The following is a 17,701-nucleotide window of genomic DNA, read 5'->3' as shown; positions in this document are numbered from 1 at the left end:
ACGGCCGCCGCAACGTGGTGCTGGCCAGCGGCGCCGCTGTTGCGCTCGGCCTGGCAGGTCGCGCCGGTGCCGCACTCGATTCCACTTCCAAGGAGCGTCGCATGAGCACGCTGGTCATCCGCAATGCCCGCATCACCACCCTCGACCCGCAGCAGCCGCATGCGCAGGCGCTGGCTGTACAGGAAGGCCGCATCGTCGCCGTCGGCAGCGACGAGGAGATCATGCGCGGCTGGGGCAATGAAGCGACGCTGATCGACGCGCAGGGCCGGCGCCTGCTGCCCGGCCTCAACGACAGCCATACCCACCTCATCCGTGGTGGCCTGAACTACAACCTGGAACTGCGCTGGGACGGCCTGCGTTCGCTGGGCGACGCCCTGGACATGCTGAAGGCCCAGGTAGACCGTACTCCCGCGCCGCAGTGGGTCCGCGTGGTCGGTGGCTTTACCGCCGCGCAGTTCAACGAGAAGCGCCTGCCGACGCTGCAGGAGCTCAACGACATCGCGCCGGATACGCCGGTGTTCCTGCTGCACCTGTATGACCGCGCACTGCTCAACCGCGCCGCGCTGCGCGCCTGCGGCTACAGCAAGGACACACCGGATCCGCCGGGTGGCCAGATCGTGCGCGATTCGCTGGGCAACCCGACCGGGCTGCTGCTGGCCAAGCCGAATGCGCTGATCCTCTACGCGACGCTGGCCAAGGGCCCGCGCCTGCCGATCGAGTACCAGGCCAACTCGACGCGCCACTTCATGCGCGAACTGAACCGGCTTGGCATCACCTCGGTGATCGACGCCGGCGGTGGCTTCCAGAACTACCCCGAGGACTACCAGGTCATCGAGCAGCTGCATCGCGATGACCAGCTGACGGTGCGCATCGCCTACAACCTGTTCACCCAGAACAAGGGCAGGGAAGTGGATGACTTCCGTGGCTGGAGCGAGATCCTGCAGCCGCGCCAGGGCGATGACCTGCTGCGCCACAACGGCGCGGGCGAGATGCTGGTGTTCTCCGCCGCCGACTTCGAACTGTTCAACGAGCCGCGCCCGGAACTGCCGCCGGAGCTGGAGCCCGAACTGCACGACGTGGTGAAGCTGCTGGTCGAGAAGCGCTGGCCGTTCCGCATCCACGCCACCTACGACGAGAGCATCACCCGCATCCTGGATGTATACGAACAGGTCAACCGCGAGGTGCCATTCGATGGCCTGCACTGGTTCATCGACCACGCCGAGACCATCACTCCGCGCAATATCGAGCGCATCCGCGCGCTGGGTGGGGGTATCGCCGTGCAGCACCGCATGGCCTACCAGGGCGAAGCCTTCGTCGAGCGCTACGGCGTGCAGGCGGCACGGCACACGCCGCCGGTCAAGCGCATGTTGGCCGAGGGCGTGCCGGTGGGCGCAGGCACCGACGCCACCCGCGTGGCCAGCTACAACCCGTGGGTGGCGTTGTCCTGGCTGGTGACCGGGCGCACCGTGGGCGGGTTGGCCCTGTATGGCGAGGAAAACCTGCTCGAACGCGAGCAGGCGCTGCGCCTGTGGACCCAGGGCAGCGCCTGGTTCTCCGGCGACGAAGCAGTGAAGGGGACATTGAAGGTTGGTCAGCTGGCCGACTTCATCCTGCTCTCGGCCGATTTCTTCCGCGTCGACGACGCGCAGATCGCCGACATCACCAGCATGCTGACCGTGGTCGGCGGGCGCATCGTGCACGCCGACGGCGATTATGCTGGGCTGGCGCCGCAGCTGCCGCCGGCGATGCCGGACTGGTCGCCGGTCAACCGGTTCGGTGGTTACCACGTTGGTGGTGCCGCCACCGGATTGGCCGCTGCCCATCGCCACCATCACGGTGTGGCCTGCAGTACGCATGGTGCTCACGGTCATGCCGCGCATCACGCGGCGCCGACCGATGACCTGGCCGGGTTCTGGGGCGCGATGGGATGCTCGTGCTTCGCGTTCTGAGCCTGGCGCTGCTGTCCGTGCCCTCGCTGGCGCTGGCCTGCGAGGGCGGCCGCTGCAGCGACGCGGGCAACGGTGAGCTGCAGCTGGACGCATCGCTGCGCCTGCGTGGCCTGTACTACGACCCGACCCGGTTTGGTATCGGCGGCAGCGAAGATGGCTATGGCCTGCTGCGCGCACTGGCTTCGGCCACCTATGTGGAGGACACCTGGCAGGCAAAACTGCAGCTGGGCGTGCATGCCGAGAATGGCAAGGCAGGCGGCCCGGGCCGCACCGACCGTGGTGCCTTGGACGTGCAGCAGGCGTACTGGCGCTGGCAGCGCGGTGGCTTCCATGTGCAGCTCGGCCGGCAGGAAGCCGGCTATGGCAGCTCGCGGCTGTTGTCGGTACGCGATGGGCCGAACATCCGCCTGGCCTTCGATGGTGCGCGCCTGGGCTGGAAGGGGCGGCTCGGCACGCTTGACCTGATGGCCCTGCGGCCGGTCGAGAACCGGCCGGGTGCCTTTGATGATCGCAGCGAACACGGTGCGCACCTGTGGGGTGCCTATGCCACCGCGGCACGCGGGCAGGGCGTGGGACAGTGGGATCTGTACCTGCTGGACTATCGTCGCGACGGTGCGCGCTTTGCGGCGGGCTCGGGAACCGAGCGCCGGCAGACACTCGGTGCGCGCTGGTTCGGCCAGTCAGGTCTGCTGGACTGGAACAGTGAGCTGGTGGCGCAGGGCGGTGAACTGCGTGCCGCCACCGGCCCACTCGACGTCCGTGCCTGGACGCTGGCGACCGACACGGGCTGGCGCTGGAGGGAGCGGCCACTGCAACCGCGGCTGGGGCTGAAGGCCGACATCGCCAGTGGCGATGGCAACCTGCACGACCGGCGACTGGGCACCTTCAATGCACTGTTCCCGAAATCGGCCTACTTCAGCGAGGCCAGCCTGCTGGCCCCGGCCAATCTGATGGACCTGCAGCCGACCCTGACCCTGCGCCTGCACGACGCGGTGACGACGGAACTGGGCGTACAGATGGCCTGGAAGCATCGTCGTGCCGATGCGGTCTACACCACGCCGGCGCCGCTGGTGGCGTTGCCGGGCAGCGCCGGTGGCGCGCGCCGCATCGGCACCCAGTACAAATCCGAAACCCGCTGGCAGGCCAGCGAACACTGGCAATGGCAGCTGCAGCTGGCCTGGGTCGACGCCGGTCCTGCACTGAAGCAGGCTGGAGGCCAGGACACGCTGTTCGCCTCGATCGTTGGAGCATGGCAATGGTGAACGCAACCGCGTCGCAACCCCCGTACAGGACGCAGGTGCCTGGTCCCCGCTGAAGATCCAGATGTTCCGTTCGATCTGGCTGGCGATCCTGGCCAGCAACATCGGCACCTGGGTCAATGATGTGGCCGCCGCCTGGGTGATGGCCGAGCGCACCGGTTCGCCGCTGATGGTGGCCCTGGTGCAGTCGGCCACCACGGTGCCGATCGTGCTGCTGGCGCTCGCTGCCGGCACCCTGGCCGACATTGTCGATCGTCGGAAGTACCTGTTGGCGACCCAGGGCTGGATGCTGCTGGTGGCCGCAGCGATGGCTGCGTTGACCGCGATGGACCTGCTGACCCCGCAGTTGCTGGTGCTGCTGACCTTCTGCATGGGCTGCGGTGCGGCGATGGCAATGCCCGCGCAGGCCGCCATCGTCTCCGAACTGGTGCCACAGCCGATGCTGGCCTCGGCGGTGGCGCTGAACTCGATCGGCATCAATATCGCCCGTTCGATCGGCCCGGCCATCGGCGGCGTGATCGTCGCCCAGCTGGGTGCGGTCTGGGCGTTCGGCTTCAATGCCATCACCTTCGCGGCGATGCTGTTCGTGGTGTGGGGCTGGAAGCGCGACCCAAAGCAGTCGAGCTTGCCGCCGGAAGGCTTCGGTGCCGGATTGAAAGCGGGCCTGCGCTACGCGAGCCGTGCCGGACGGCTGCAGGCGGTGCTGATCAAGTCGGTCGGCTTCTTCTTCTTCGCCGCGGCAATGAACGCGCTGTTGCCGGTGGTAGTGCGTGGGCAGATGCAGGGTGGGGCGGGGCAGTACGGCATGCTGCTGGGCTGCATCGGCATCGGCGCAGTGGGTGGTGCGTTGCTGCTGCCGAAGCTGCGCGCACGGATGGATCGCGACCTGCTGGTGCTGCTGGCGACGTTGTCGCTGGCCCTGAGCCTGGTCGGGCTGGCGCTGACCCGCAGCTGGTACGTGCTTCCGGCGGTGATGCTGGTCAATGGTTTTGCGTGGATCACCGTGCTGTCGTCGCTGCAGATCGCTGCGCAGACTGCGGTTCCGGCATGGGTACGTGCGCGTGCGCTGGCGCTGTACATCATGGTGTTCTCTGCCGGCATGGCCGCCGGCGGCCTGAGCTGGGGCGCGCTCGCTCAGCGCACCTCGCCCGAACTGGCATTGCTGGTGGCAGCGGCCGGTGCGGTGATCGGTGGGTTGCTGGTGTGGCGCGTGCGCATCGCCGGCACCGAAGACCTGAACCTGCGCCCGGCCGGGCACTGGCCGGCACCCGAGCTGTCGGTGCCGGTGTCGAATGATCGAGGCCCGGTGCTGGTCACCATCGAGTACCGCATCGATGATGCTGATCGTGCCACGTTCCAGGCGCAGATGCGCGCGCTGGGCACGATCCGCCGCCGCGATGGCGCCGTGGTCTGGGGCGTGGTCGAGGACGTGGCCAGCCCGGGCATCCACCTGGAGTATTTCGTGACCCCGTCGTGGCTGGAGCACCTGCGCCAGCATGAGCGCATCACCGCCGACGACAAGGCGATCCAGGAAGTGCTGCGGGAACTGCATCGCGGTGAGCGCGCACCGGTGGTACGCCACTTCGTGGGTGGCCATGATCCGCTGCCGAAGACCGGGGTACCACACCATCACAGCGATATCTGACACAAAAAGGGGACGGAGGGGATTAAGTCGTTTGTGCACAAACGACTTAATCCCCTCCGTCCCCTTTTTTGCGGCGGCGCTGGGTAGCGCCGCCGCCGCGATACCTCACTTGCGTGCGAACGCCAGCAGGTCGGCGTTGAACTGGTCGGCGTGGGTGATGGTCAGGCCATGCGGCGCACCGGCGTACACCTTCAGTTCGGCATCCTTGATGATCTGCGAGGACAGCTTGGCCGAGGCATCGAACGGCACGATCTGGTCGTCATCGCCGTGCACGACCAGCGCCGGCACGTCGATCTTCTTCAGGTCCTCGGTGTAGTCCACTTCCGAGAATTCGTGCACGCAGTCGTACTGGCCCTTGACGCCACCGAGCATGCCCTGCAGCCAGAACGCATCGCGCATGCCCTGGGTGACGTTGTTGCCATCCCGGTTGGCGCCGAAGAACGGGGTGGTCAGGTCCTTGAAGAACTGCGAACGGTCGCCGCCGGTACCCTTGCGGATGCCGTCGAAGACCTCCAGCGGGGTGCCGGCGGGGTTGCCAGCGGTCTTCAGCATCAGCGGCGGCACGGCGCCGACCAGCACCACCTTGGCCACGCGCGCGCTGCCGTGGCGGCCGATGTAATGGGCCACTTCACCGCCGCCGGTGGAATGGCCGACCAGGATCGCGTCCTTCAGGTCCAGCGCTTCGATCACCGCGGCCAGGTCATCGGCATAGGTGTCCATGTTGTTGCCGTTCCAGGTCTGGCTGGAGCGTCCGTGGCTGCGGCGATCGTGGGCGACCACGCGGAAGCCGTTCTGGCCCATGAACAGCATCTGCGGATCCCAGGCATCGGAAGACAGCGGCCAACCGTGGGCGAACACGATCGGCTGGCCGGTGCCCCAATCCTTGTAGAAGATGCGGGCGCCATCGGCGACGGTGACGAAGTTGCTCATTGCAGGTTCCTTGGCGGAAGGGAGGGAAGGCTTCGGCAGGATGCCGGTGCCTTCGGCAGTACAGCGCAGGCGCAGGCGACCGACTTGCACGGCTGTGCTGGATTGCATCGGATGTGACGCGTATCGCTCTGGCAGGACGGGAGCCGTATGCCGAGGATGAGCGCAGCCCGCCACAGGAACGCACGGATGCCCGCCATGCGATGGTCGCTGATGCTGTGCCTGCTGCTGCCCATGGCAGCGCCGGCACAGACCCATGTCTACAAGTGCGTGGATGGACCGCACCCGGTCTACCAGCAGACACCCTGCCAGGGGCGTGCCGCATGGCGCTGGGACGTGCCCGCGGAGCAGTCATTGTCCCGCGGCGCTGTGGCGCCAGCGGCCTCGACACCGAAGCCAACGCCGCGGCCACGGCGTGCGGCGCGGGCGCACGGTGCGCTGATCACGATCAGCACGGATGCGGCAGCCTGCGAGCGTGCCCGGCGTGATCGTGAGAAGGCGTTGCTCAAGCGTCGGCGCCTGGATTTCGTGCAGCGCCGGCAGCTGGATGACGCGGTCTACGACGCCTGCCAGTGATGCGGGACGCTGAAGTGTCGAAAACGACAACGGCGCCATAGGGCGCCGTCGCGTGAGTACCGTGAGTGCAGCTCTCAGCGACCGTCGCTTGCGGCGGCCGGTGCGGGCACACTGTCCGGCTTGGGCAGGCTCAACTCCGGGTTGCCCTGTTCGGCCTGCAGGATCTGGATGCGGCGCTGCAGGGCGTCCAGCTGGCTGTTGGTGCTCTGCACGTCGGTGCTGAGGCTCACGGCCTGCTGCTGGGCCTGCTGCAGGGCCGCGCTGACCTGTGCCGACTGCGCCTGCTGCTGTTCCATTTCCTGCTGCAGGGTGCGCAGGCGTTCTTCGTTGTAGGCCACCAGGCGCTCGGTGTAGCGCTTGCCGGCTTCAAGACGGGTGGTGTCGATGTAGACCTGGGCGAGCTGTTCGGACTGCTGCGCGAAGGTGCGGTAGACGCGCTCGGCGTTGTCCACCGCATCGGTCTTGATCACCCGCCAGAAGTTCTTCTCCTGGAACAGGGCGACGTAGTAGGTCAGGGTGTTGGCATTGAACAGCAGGCTGGCGCCGTAGTTGCCGTTGTAAGTGGTGCGCAGCTCGGTCAGCTGGCGCGAGTCCATCAACTGCTTGAGTTCGTCCACGGTATTGCGCACCACAGGCGCGCTGCGCGCCGGTTCGGCTGCCGCCTCGCGGTCGCCACGTGCAGCCATCGCTGCCGGTGCCACCAGCATCATGACCACGGCCAGCACTGCCGCGCTGCGCGCGTGCCGGGCAAAGACCGCGCCCCCTGAAGTTTCTCGCATGTCTAGACCATCCACGGATGAGTGTGGGTTGAGATGAAGGTGGTTCCCCGCCGGGAGTCTAGCATGGGTGTGGGCGCCGCCAAGGGCGCCCGTCACCGGTCAGTAGACCAGCTGTGCGGCGCTGCACTGGATCGACTGCACATTGACGTCGGTCCGGCCCAGTTCAACGCCCAGCACGCTGGCCAGCAGGTTGGTCAGCAGGGTGCCAATACTGTTGAGCACCGGCCGCAGTGCGGCCAGGATCGGCTTCAGCAGGGTGCACAGCAGTCCGCTGCAGCTGACGCTGCCATCGGGGTTGGTGACACCCGTTCCCCCGGCACCATCGAGAAAGCCGGCCGGTGCGGTCTGGATGTAGGACGCCAGATTGTTGCGCACGCAGCCGTTGTAATCGATCAGGTTGCCGAGCAGGCTGTCGCAGCGGTTGATCAGCAGGCCGCCGACCAGCGAGCCAAGCAGGCCATCGAGCAGGCCCAGGCCCTGGCCGGTGACGGTCGTCCTGTAACCGGTCCACACCGAACCGTCTTCCCAGCAGGTGGTCAGGCCCAGCAGGCAAGGCTTGGGGACGCCATTCTTCACCGTCCAGTTGCCCAGCGGGGCGAGATTGCGCGCCGGATCGCCATCGCGCAGCAGCGGGATGACCTGGTCGACGTTGTAGCGTCCGCCAGTCGGAAAGGCCGCCTGCAGGTAGCGATCGGCCAGCGCCTTGGCGGTGTCGTTGGCGTTCATGCCCTGCTTGGGCGAATTGAGCATGCCCGACAGCACCCGTAGCAGTTCGTTGACCAGGCTCGACACTGCGTCACCAATTGCGAGCGGATTGAACCGGGTCGAGCCGGTCTCGCCGGCGGCCAGGGTCAGGGTCTGCGTGCTGGTCAGGGCGGGCAGGGTAATCCTGTCGTTGATCAATGGTTGGCCCAGCAGCTTCAGCAGCTGTTCGTCCTGCAGCGTGGCATCGCAGACATTGGCCTTGGAGAAGCGCTGTGCGGGGTCGACATTGCCGACGCAGGCGCGCAGCACCGACGAGTCCACCTGGATCGTGGCCTTGGGTGGACTGCCGCCGCACTGGATGCCGGTCAAGGTGCCCATACCGTTGGCCACGTCGACGTGCAACGGCAGGTGCAGGCGCGTGCCAAGCAGGTTCAGCAGCGGCCCCAGCGCGAACAGGTTGTTGCTGTCCACGTCCGCCATCAGCCGCACCTGCGCGTTGTAGGCACGGCTGCCGACGCCGCCGATGGCGATCGATGGCGGCTCGACCACGCCGGCCTGGATCCTGATGCCCAGCAGGTCCAGTCCCTTGACCGCCACGCCGTTACCATCGTTGGCGATGGAGATCGCGGTGTTGATCAGGTTGAGCACGTTGATCTGTGACTCCAGTGCGCTGCCGACCGTGCCGTCGGGCGAGACAACTTCGGCAAATAGGCCACCGCCGCCGGACTGGCTGCCAAGCACGATGTTGAGCTTGTTGATGTCCAGCTGGGTGGCAACCAGATCGGACAGGGCGCGCAGCTGCACCCCCACTGCGGAGTCACGGCCGACTACGGTGGCGGTAGCATCGACCAGCTGTGCCAGCGAAATCTTGTTGACCGACAGCAGGCGATTGAAGTCGGCCACGCTGAGGTTGGCGCTTACCGGTATGTTGAGCGCTTTCAGCAGGCCGGACGGAGTCACGTTGGCCTGCGCCAGGCCGTCATAGGACAGCACCGTGGCATTGGTGACGTCCAGGCCAACCAGGCGCAGGGTGGACAGCAGCACTGAATCGCCATTGGTCCGCAGCAGCTGCGAGCCGACCGCAAACACCGCGGTGGGTTCGGCACGGCGCGCCACGGCCTGCACGCTCACGGTGGGCAGGCTGGAAGTCTGACCGAAGAAGGGCAGCACGCTGCGCTCGGCGATCACCTGAACCGCATTGCGGGGATTGCTGGCATCGACGCTGGTGACGAAGCGGGTGCCGGTGCCACGGCTGGCGCTCCAGTTGCCGCAGCGGATCTGCAGGGTGCCTGCGAACCCGTTCTGGACCACCGCATTCTGCCGGGCAGCGCTGTTGTCGCTGTTGTCCGGGCTGCACAGCTCCAGCCGCTGTGCGCCGGCCAGTGCGGCAAGGTCGGCCACCTTCTGCGCGTCACGCTTGGCCCAGAACAGATAGCCGATCTCGATCAGGCCCAGCATGGCCACCAGCGCCAGCATGACCAGCATCATCGTGACCGACATGCCGCCGCGTGCGCGGCTGAAACTGAACTGTCGTGGGCGTTTCATGGCCGACCTCAGCGTCCGGAGGAGGCGTCCTTGGACCGGGAGACATCGGTCTCAAAGAAGTCCGGGATCTCGTGTTCAAAGCTCTTCAGGTAACGCGCATAGCTCAGCGTGGCCTGGTCACCCAGGATCGGCAGCCGTTGGCCGGCCTGCTGCCCGGAGGCCTGCAGGCGGAACAGGTTGCGGGTCGCCTCGCCGCTCTGCAGGCGTGCACGTGGTGCGGCGGGCGGTGCTGAAAGAGGTGCGACGTCGGTCGCGATGGTCGACGCTTGCGCTCCAGTCACCTCGGCGGATGCAGCCGGTGCGGCCAACTCCACGGTGGGGAGCGGTTCGGCCTGCATCGGCGCTGTAGCCGGTGCCGACAGTGAGGGGCCACCGAGCATCTGTCCGGTCAATGGCTGTTGCTGTGCCTGCACGGCACCGGCCACAAGCAGGCAGCACAGCACGGGCAACAGGCGTCGGATCTGGCGCATCGTGGTCATGGTGTGCTTCCGGTCGGGTGGTCGGTGGCGCTGAAGCGTTCCAGCATCGAGGGTGGCAGGCGCTGCGGATCGCGTTGGTCGCGCGGGTCGCGGCGGGGTTCGCTCGCCAGCCGTGCGCCGCCCGATGCACGAGCGCCACTCTCGACGCTCGCCGTGTGTGCAGGTGTGGCTGCGTTGGCGGCGGCAGCGGCCTGTCGTTGCTGCAGGCGCGTGCGGATCTGCTGGGCCTGCTGCTGGATGCTTCGGCGCGTTTCCTCGTTGAGGCTGGCCTGTGCCGATAGCCGCTCCGCCGTGGCCTGGTCGCCGCGCAGTACCGCCCAGAGTGCAAGGTTGGCCGTTGCCTTGGCGTTGCCCGGTGAAAGTTCCAGGGCCTTGGCCAGCGGCTCGCGGGCTTGATCGAACTGGCCGGCACGCAGCCGTGCATAGCCCAGGTCGCCCAGATAGTCGGTGTTCAAGGGCTGCAGCTGCGTGGCGCGCGCCAGCGCCTGTTCGCTTCCGGCGTCGTCGTCGCGGCGTGCAGCGATCAGGCCCAGGCCGTGGGCGGCCGCCGCGGCCTGCGGCCCGCTGGACAGCTCGCGATACAGCGCGACCGCCGCGTCGGCCTGGCCGGTCTCGCGCAGTGCGTCGGCCTGCAGCAGGCGCAGGGCAGGGCGATCACCATAGCGCTGGCGGAAGGCCTCCACGTGGGCCAGCGAGGCATACCAGGCGCCCTGCTGCTGCAGCGTTCGATCAGCTCCAGATAGGCGTTGCGGCTGTCCTGCGGATCGGGTTCCGGCGGCGCAAGGCTGGGCGCCCGCACATATTTCGGTGTGGTCGAGGCGCAGCCACTGGCCAGGGCGGCGAGGGCGACGGCAAGCAGCAGGCAGGAGGTGCGCAGGGCAGGCATCAGGGAGATCCCATCTTGGACAGGGTGGTGGCCAGCGCGACCAGCGCCGGGCCGGCAAGCACCAGCATCAGTGCCGGCAACAGGGTCAGCATCATCACCACGGTCATCTTCACCGAGAGCTTGCCGACCTTTTCCTTCAACGCGTTGCGGCGCTGTTCGCGCAGGCGGATGCTGAACTGGCGCAACGGCTCCTGCACTGCGCCGCCGTGCGCATGCACCTGCAGGATCAACTGCATCAGGCTGGCCAGGTCATCATCGGCGTAGACCTCGCTCAGACGCCGCAACGACTGCGCGCGCGTGCGGCCATGGGTATAGGCCACATTGGCTTCCTGCAGTTCGCCGCCGAGTACCGGCAATGCATCGCGCAGCTTGTCACCCAGCGTCTGCAGGCTCTGGTCCATGCTGAAGCCCACGCCCTGCAGCAGGCGCAGCAGGTCGATCAGCAGGGGCAGCTCGTTCTCGACCGCACGGCGGCGGCGCTTGACCCACGACGACAGCACGAACTTCGGCAGCAGCAGCCCGGCCGCCAGCGCACCGATCACCACCATCACCTTGGCAAGCCCGTGCGCGCTGCTGAACGCCAGCGCCAGCGCCAGCACCAACAGGGCAAGCAGCAGGCGCAGGCCGAGATAGATCGCGGTGCCACGGCGCGTGTTCCAGCCAGCCAGGTCCAACAGCAGCTTGTCTTCGTTGGCAAGCAGCGCAGCCTCCAGGCGGCCGCCACTGAGCGAGCGCCCGAAACGCTCGATCCAGCCCAGCGAGTCGCGGCGCGTGGCCTCGGTGTCGCGGCCTTCCTCACGCGGCTGCAGGGCGGTTTTCAGTGTGGCTGAGGTGCGGTGCTCGCGATGGCTGCGCACCCAGCCGGCAATACCGAGCAGGGCGACGCCGGCCGCCAGCACCAGCAGCGAAAGGGCGAACCAGGCGCTGGCGCTCATCGGGCACCTCCGGGGCGGCTGTGGGCGGTCATAGTGATTTGGCCAGGCGGTACAGCAGGAACGCCCCTAGCAGTTCCAGGCCCAGCGCGATCAACAGGATCCTGTGACCGAGCGGGTCGTGCAGCACCGGCTGGAAAAACGCCGGGCTGGAGATTGCCATCAGCACCGCACTGGCGGGCGGCAGCAGCCCCAGTACCCAGGCCGACATCCGTGTTTCCGAGGTGGTGGCCGCCAGTTCCTGCTGGGCCTGTTCCAGGTCGCGCATGAAATCGCCCATGCGTTGCAGGATCTGGTCGGCGCGGCCACCGATGCGCACGCTCACGCCGATCACCACTGCCAGCACCTTCAGTACGTCCATCCGGTACGGCTGCGCGGCCAGGCTCAATGCACGATCCAGGTCCATGCCGCTGCGCGCATAGCGCACCGTGGTGTCGAGCAGGCCGCGCAGTGGTGCGCTGGTCTGCATCGAAGACACCTGGAACGCGGCCTGCAGGCTGTTGCCCAGCGCGGTGAGGCGGACCAGGTTGTCGAGAAAGTCCGGCATCTGGTGCAGCAGCTGCGCGCGCAGCTTCGTGATCCGGCGCATCACCCACAGCCAGCAGCCCAGCAGGTACAGCAGCAGGGTCAGCGGAAACATCCAGGCCGTGCCCAGCCGCATCGCCGCCACGACCGCAAGCATCAGTCCCGGCACCAGCAGCATCAGTGGCAGCTTCCAGCCCGGCGGAAGGCCGGCGCGCTGCAGGACACCGTCCCACGGCAGTACACGGGTTCCGGTGCTGGCCGGGCGGGTCGAATCGTTGGCCGCCGCAACGGCAGGCCCGGCCGGTACCGCGCCGGCCGCGCTGCCGCGCGCCAGTTGTTGCTCGGCATGCTGCAGCGAGGCCTGGCGCTGCTCACGGCTGGCGGCGGTGCCCCATAGCCAGACGGCCAGCGCCAGCAGCACCGAGATGATGCTCAACACGCCCAGCAGCAGGCCGGTGCCCATGCTCAGAAGTCCCCGTAGAGCGATTCACGCAGTTGCTGGCGGAACGGCTCCAGCTTGTGCGAGTGCGGATGGAAGCCCAGGCCGATCCAGCGGTCGGTCTCGCGGCCGGTGGCGTCGATCTGCACCTCGTGGCGGAACATTTCCTGGGTGGTGATCAGGTTGTCGCTGACCCCGGTGATCTCGGTGATCGAGACCAGCACCCGGCGCCCGCTGCCCAGCCGCGAGATCTGCACGATGAAGTCGATGGCGCTGGCAATCTGCCGGCGCAGGCTGTCCTCGCTGCCCTGGAAGCCGGCAAAGCCTGCCAGCATCTCGATGCGGTACAGGCAGTCGCGTGGCGTGTTGGCGTGGATGGTGGCCATCGATCCGTCATGGCCGGTATTCATCGCCTGCAGCATTTCCAGCACTTCAGCGCCGCGCACTTCGCCGACCACGATGCGGTCCGGGCGCATGCGCAGACTGTTGCGCACCAGGTCGCGGATGCTGACCGCGCCCTGGCCCTCGGCGCCGCCGATGCGGCTTTCCAGGCGCACCACGTGCGGATGGTTCAGCGAAAGCTCGGCGGTGTCCTCCACGGTGATGACGCGCTCGCTGGGTGGCACGTAGCTGGCCAGTGCATTCAGCAGCGAGGTCTTGCCGGAACTGGTGCCGCCGGAGACCAGGATGTTGCAGCGGCCCAGCACCATCGCCTTCAGCAGGGCCTGCATCGGTGCGTCGAAGGTGCCCTTGGCAAGCAGCTCGTCGGGGGTGAACGGGTCCTTGCGGAACTTGCGGATGGACACCATCGGCCCGTCCACCGCCAGTGGCGAGATGATCGCGTTGAGGCGGCCGCCGTTGGGCAGGCGCGCATCGACCATCGGATTGGAATCATCCAGCCGGCGGCCAAGCGGCGCGAGGATGCGGCGCAGGATGCGCAGCAGGTGGGTGTCATCGGTGAAGCGCTGGGTGGCACGCCGGAGCTGGCCACCCTGCGAAACGTGCACGTCCTTGAAACCGTTGATCAGGATGTCTTCGATGGAGGGGTCGTGGAGCAGGTCGTCCAGCGGGCCGAAACCGGTCAGCTCCTTGACCAGGCCCTCGGCAACCACCTGCATCTCTTCTTCGTTGATCGGGATGCGCCATTCCTGGATGAAGCCCACGGTCTGTACCTGCACCCAGCGGGCGATGGTATCCGGGGCCCAGGAATCGATGTCGATGCGCTCGTCCTCGATGCTGTTGAGCAGGTGCTCATGCGCGGCCGACAGCACCTTCTGGTACTGCTCGGTCTGTGCGAACGGCAGGTGGCCCGGGCTTTCGTGCAGCAGCGGGCGGGCAACGGCATGCGGGAACGGGGTTACCTTGTCTTCCATTGCGATCCACCAAGGGCAAGGGAGAGTCTTTCCCGCAGGCCATGCGGCTGGACCGGGCAGGCAGCCGGGTCCAGCCGTGACACGAGCGGGGCGAGGGCACGCAGGTAGGGATCGCGCGGCGCATCCTGCAGCAGCAGGCGGCCCTGGCTGGCGGCAAGGCGCACACGCGGTCGTTCAGGCAATGTCGCCAGCAACGGCAGTTCGAAGCGGCGTGCGATCTGTTCCGGGCTCATGCCGCTGCTGTCGTCGTGGCGGTTGATCACCAGTTGCAGGCGCTTTTCGCGCTCGCGCTGGCCTGCAAGATGCTTCAGTGCCTGGTCCAGCGAGACCAGCGTGGCGATCGACGCATCGGTGACCAGCCAGATCTCGTCTGCCTGGTCCAGCAACAGCGGCGGCAGCTGCCGCAGCGGGCAGCCGCCTGCATCACACAGCACGCTGGCGAACACCCCGCGCAGGCGCTGCAGCAGCGCGCCAGGGTCGGACGGGGGCACGGCATCACTGCCGCCGGCGCGGTCCAGCAGCACCAGCCCGGAGTCATGGCGCGCCATCGCGGTGCGTGCGAGGGTGGCGTCGATGCGGCTGGCGTTGCGCAGCGCATCCTCGTAGTGGAAGCGGCTGTCGAGATTGAGGTACAGCGCAAGGTCACCGGTGGGCTGTGCCAGTTCCATCAGGAGGCCGTCCTGTTGCACTGCATCGCCCTGGGCGAGGGCCCGCGTCTGTTGCGCCAGCACCGAAAGATGTGCGGCCAGGGTACTGGTGCCGACGCCTGCGCGCACGCCCAGCAGCACGATCAGGCGCGCCTTGTGCGCATGCTGCGCCACCGCGGCCGGGCGCGGTGACAGTGCGCGCCGCAGTGCCGCCTCGATGCCGGCGTTGTCACTGTCCAGGTCCAGCACATCGCGCAGGCCGGCGCGCAGCGCGATCACCACGCCTTCGACCTGGCCGGCGCTGGTGGCGCCGACCGCGACCAGCGCCAGGTCCGGTTGGGTCTGCTGCAGCTGCTGTGCCAGTACGCTCGAGGCAGCCGCGTGCTCGGGCCGGAAGTCAAGCAGCACCAGGCTCTGCGGGCCGCGTTGCAGGTCCTGCGCCGACGTCGGCGCACTGCTGTCCTGCCAGTGCAGGGTGGTGGTCGGCGGCAGCTTGGCGGCCAGCCGGGGCAGCAGTTCGCGGTCGATGCCGTACAGGACCAGGTTCATCGGCGGTCCTTGCGGATGCAGCGGCTGGGCGGTGGCGTAGGGCATGGGCGTGGTTCTACAGGCATCATGGAAGTCAGCGCGAGAAGCCGGGCACCGGGTCCTGGCTGACCGGCCCCAGCAACCACGATCCCCATTCGGGAAGATGCGGCTTGGCTTCGCGCTCGCCAGGCAGCGGCAGTTCGGTATTGCGTGCCAGCGGCTGCACCAGACGCGGGGTGACGATGATCACCAGCTCCTTGTCCTGGCGCTTGTAGTCGAAGTTGCGGAAGAACGAACCAATGATCGGCAGGTCGCCCAGCAGTGGAATCTTGTTGACGTTGGAGACGATGTTGGAGCTGACCAGGCCACCGATGACGAAGCTCTCGCCATCGCCCAGCTCGACCGTGGTATCGGCGCGACGGGTGGTGATCGAGGGAATCTGCACGTTGTTGAGCACGATCGCGTTGCTGTAGTCCAGGTCGCTCGCCTCCGGCGCCACCTTCAGCGCGATCCGGTTCGGCGCCAGTACCGTTGGGGTCACGGTCAGGCCGATGCCGAAGGGCTTGTAGGTGATGGTGGTGGTGCCAAGCCCCTGCGGCTCCAGGATCGGCAGCTCGCCACCGGCCAGGAAGCTGGCGCTCTGGCCGGACAGTGCCACCAGCGTCGGCTCGGCCAGCACGCGGGCCATGCCATTGCTCTGCAGCAGTTCGACATCGGCGTTCCACAGTCCCTTGGTCGAGCCGAACACCAGCCGGAACGCCGAGGAAATCGGCGACACGGCCTCGTTGCTGCTGTTGCCTTCCTTCATGCCGGGCAGCAGGCCGGTATTGCCGGGCAGGCCAGTGCCGGGCCGCGCGAAGCCATAGGCGAAGCCCCCGTTGCGGTTCTGGAAGTTGATGCCGATCTGCTTCATCGCGGTCTTGTTGAACTCGACCACCTTGACCTCGACCTGGACCACGCCCCCACTGTTGATGGTGGACGCATCGGCAAGCATGCCGTCCTTGCCCAGCGCCATCGCCGCAGTGCGCTGTTCCTGCATGTGCGTGAGCATGCTGTCGGTGCTTCCCTGCAGGAGGCCCTGCTGGTCCTGCTGGGTGAACACCAGCCCGGTACCGCCGGTGCTGGCAGCGCCCTGTACGGCGCTCTGCACCCGTACCGTCAACCGCTGTGGCTCGGCCTGTCTGTGGTGCCACAGCAGCAGGGTGGTGGTGCCAGGCGTCTTGCCGACCAGCAGCGCCTGGCGCTGCCCGCGCAGCATCACGATGTCGGCCACACCCGGTCGGCAATGGCCACCCGCTCCAGGTCGGCCGGCAGGTTCCAGGGACGCTGCTCGCGCGCCTGCAGCACCAGGTCATCGGCGGCCACGCTCGTTGCCGGCGCCAGCAGCACCAGCAGCAGGGCCAGCCAGCGCTGGCGGAGGGAGAGGCGTGGACGGCGGCGACGTTCGGTCATGGATGCACTCGATGCAGGTCAAAGGGAGGCACGGGATGCGGAACTGTCGCCGCGGATGATCTCGATCCCCGACGCGCGCGGTGCACTGCGACGTGACGCCGGCGCGCGCGCCGGTGCATCCGGGGTGCTGCGTGGCGGTGCACTGCCACGTCCGGCCAGCGCGTCGCTGTCGATACCGGCAAAGGCGTGGTTCTCCGGCCGCTGCAGGGCGAGCTGCTGTTCGGCGTCGAGCCCACGCAGCGGGTCGATCACTCCGCGCGATTGCGGGAACAACGCCAGGTCGGGCAGGCCGGTATCGGCGGGATTGCGCAGGGCCAGGAAAAGCTTGCCCTGCTGCGCACCCAGCAGCAGCCGGTTGGCGTCGGCCACCGGTACCGCAAGCACCGCGCTGCGTGCGGGTTGCGGCGCTTCATTGCTGCTGTGCGTGCTGCCACTTCCGGTGATGTCGGCAGCGCGCGGGTCGTTGCGGGTGTCGGCCTCGCTGTCGGAAGTAGTCTCTGTGGCCAGCGGCACGATGTCCTGCTGGCCGTAGCTCAGGACGCGCAGGCGCGACAGCAGCAGGCGCGTCTGCGCCGCTTCGCCAGGGCTGTTGATGCTGGGCTGGGCGTTGCGGAGGTTGAGGAAGACGTCGACGAAATCACCGGGAAGGATGCGGTTGCCGGCACCGACCAGTTCGTCCACGGGTACGGCCAGGGCACGCTCGCCCGGCCGCAGCTGCAGCGAGAAGCCCTGAGCCAACGCGCTGCCGTTGATCACACTGCCTTCGGCAATGTCCTGCACCGGCACCTTGCCGGTCACGGCGGCAATGCTGGTAGCGGCGCCGGGGACGGGTGAGGTGCGCTGGGCCAGGCGCAGGCCGTTGGCGCTGATCGGCTCGCCCGCAGGCAGGCGTGCCACGGCTTCGACCACGGTGATCGCCTGGGCCTCGTTGTGAGCGACTGGCGCGACCGTTGCAGGTGCGGCGGGTTTGCGCCCGATCATGAAGGCGATCAGCGCCAGCAGCACGGCCAGGCCGATCAGGGCGACGGCAGCGATGCGGGTCAACTTGAGCATGG

General features: G+C 67.7%; 13 protein-coding genes and 2 pseudogenes. 4 read left to right on the top strand and 11 right to left on the bottom strand.

Annotation, left to right across the window (positions count from 1 at the left end; translation table 11 throughout):
- Nucleotides 1-101: 101 nt before the first annotated feature.
- From DL544_RS12420 to DL544_RS12410, 3 genes are all read left to right on the top strand, one after another.
- On the top strand, nucleotides 102-1,949 hold the full coding sequence (locus DL544_RS12420) for an amidohydrolase (protein ID WP_171955791.1): 1,848 nt from the start codon (nucleotides 102-104) through the stop codon (nucleotides 1,947-1,949).
- Nucleotides 1,928-3,211, top strand: a complete 1,284-nt coding sequence (locus tag DL544_RS12415) for an alginate export family protein (protein WP_005416999.1) — start codon at nucleotides 1,928-1,930, stop codon at nucleotides 3,209-3,211. The genes DL544_RS12420 and DL544_RS12415 overlap by 22 nt, the downstream gene beginning before the upstream one ends.
- Before the next feature lie 61 nt (nucleotides 3,212-3,272).
- Nucleotides 3,273-4,853, top strand: coding sequence for an MFS transporter (locus tag DL544_RS12410; protein WP_139727257.1), 1,581 nt, complete (start codon nucleotides 3,273-3,275; stop codon nucleotides 4,851-4,853).
- Nucleotides 4,854-4,958: 105 nt separating this feature from the next.
- On the opposite strand, the gene DL544_RS12405 is transcribed toward DL544_RS12410, so the two are convergent.
- Nucleotides 4,959-5,783 carry an alpha/beta fold hydrolase gene (locus DL544_RS12405; RefSeq protein ID WP_065196126.1) on the bottom strand — a complete coding sequence of 275 codons (825 nt, stop codon included), beginning with the start codon at nucleotides 5,781-5,783 and terminating at the stop codon, nucleotides 4,959-4,961.
- 186 nt (nucleotides 5,784-5,969) lie between these two features.
- Between DL544_RS12405 and DL544_RS12400 the strand changes: the two genes are divergently transcribed.
- On the top strand, nucleotides 5,970-6,356 hold the full coding sequence (locus tag DL544_RS12400) for a hypothetical protein (protein WP_005416995.1): 387 nt from the start codon (nucleotides 5,970-5,972) through the stop codon (nucleotides 6,354-6,356).
- A gap of 74 nt (nucleotides 6,357-6,430) precedes the next feature.
- Here the strand turns inward: DL544_RS12400 and DL544_RS12395 are convergent, their stop codons facing one another.
- The 10 genes and pseudogenes from DL544_RS12395 to cpaB all read right to left on the bottom strand — a co-directional run bounded on the left by DL544_RS12395 (nucleotide 6,431) and on the right by cpaB (nucleotide 17,699).
- A complete protein-coding gene (locus tag DL544_RS12395) occupies nucleotides 6,431-7,135 on the bottom strand; it encodes a DUF2968 domain-containing protein (protein WP_032954256.1) in 705 nt (234 codons plus the stop codon).
- A gap of 99 nt (nucleotides 7,136-7,234) precedes the next feature.
- Nucleotides 7,235-9,385, bottom strand: a complete 2,151-nt coding sequence (locus DL544_RS12390) for a TadG family pilus assembly protein (RefSeq protein ID WP_005416993.1) — start codon at nucleotides 9,383-9,385, stop codon at nucleotides 7,235-7,237.
- A gap of 8 nt (nucleotides 9,386-9,393) precedes the next feature.
- Nucleotides 9,394-9,864 carry a DUF3613 domain-containing protein gene (locus tag DL544_RS12385; protein ID WP_139727255.1) on the bottom strand — a complete coding sequence of 157 codons (471 nt, stop codon included), beginning with the start codon at nucleotides 9,862-9,864 and terminating at the stop codon, nucleotides 9,394-9,396.
- Nucleotides 9,861-10,750 (bottom strand): annotated as a pseudogene (locus tag DL544_RS12380) (tetratricopeptide repeat protein). The gene DL544_RS12385 and the pseudogene DL544_RS12380 overlap by 4 nt, the downstream one beginning before the upstream one ends.
- Nucleotides 10,750-11,685: a type II secretion system F family protein gene (locus tag DL544_RS12375; protein ID WP_005416989.1), complete on the bottom strand. Its 936-nt coding sequence runs from the start codon at nucleotides 11,683-11,685 to the stop codon at nucleotides 10,750-10,752. The pseudogene DL544_RS12380 and the gene DL544_RS12375 overlap by 1 nt, the downstream one beginning before the upstream one ends.
- Nucleotides 11,686-11,713: 28 nt before the next feature.
- Complete coding sequence (locus DL544_RS12370; protein WP_005416988.1) at nucleotides 11,714-12,670, bottom strand: type II secretion system F family protein; 957 nt, start codon at nucleotides 12,668-12,670, stop codon at nucleotides 11,714-11,716.
- Nucleotides 12,671-12,672: 2 nt separating this feature from the next.
- Nucleotides 12,673-14,019, bottom strand: a complete 1,347-nt coding sequence (locus DL544_RS12365) for a TadA family conjugal transfer-associated ATPase (RefSeq protein ID WP_053500164.1) — start codon at nucleotides 14,017-14,019, stop codon at nucleotides 12,673-12,675.
- Entirely contained in the window at nucleotides 14,004-15,260 is a 1,257-nt protein-coding gene (locus DL544_RS12360; RefSeq protein WP_065185731.1) for a CpaE/TadZ family protein, read from the bottom strand. Before DL544_RS12360 ends, DL544_RS12365 begins: the two co-directional genes overlap by 16 nt.
- A gap of 28 nt (nucleotides 15,261-15,288) precedes the next feature.
- Nucleotides 15,289-16,646, bottom strand: a pseudogene (locus DL544_RS12355) (type II and III secretion system protein family protein).
- A gap of 18 nt (nucleotides 16,647-16,664) precedes the next feature.
- Complete coding sequence (gene cpaB, locus DL544_RS12350; RefSeq protein ID WP_139727253.1) at nucleotides 16,665-17,699, bottom strand: Flp pilus assembly protein CpaB; 1,035 nt, start codon at nucleotides 17,697-17,699, stop codon at nucleotides 16,665-16,667.
- Between the last annotated feature and the right edge of the window lie 2 nt (nucleotides 17,700-17,701).

This window comes from Stenotrophomonas sp. pho (genome assembly GCF_006228405.1).
GTDB lineage: Bacteria > Pseudomonadota > Gammaproteobacteria > Xanthomonadales > Xanthomonadaceae > Stenotrophomonas > Stenotrophomonas sepilia.
The sequence above is the reverse complement of the archived record's forward strand: the minus strand, read 5'-3'. Positions and strand labels throughout refer to the sequence as shown.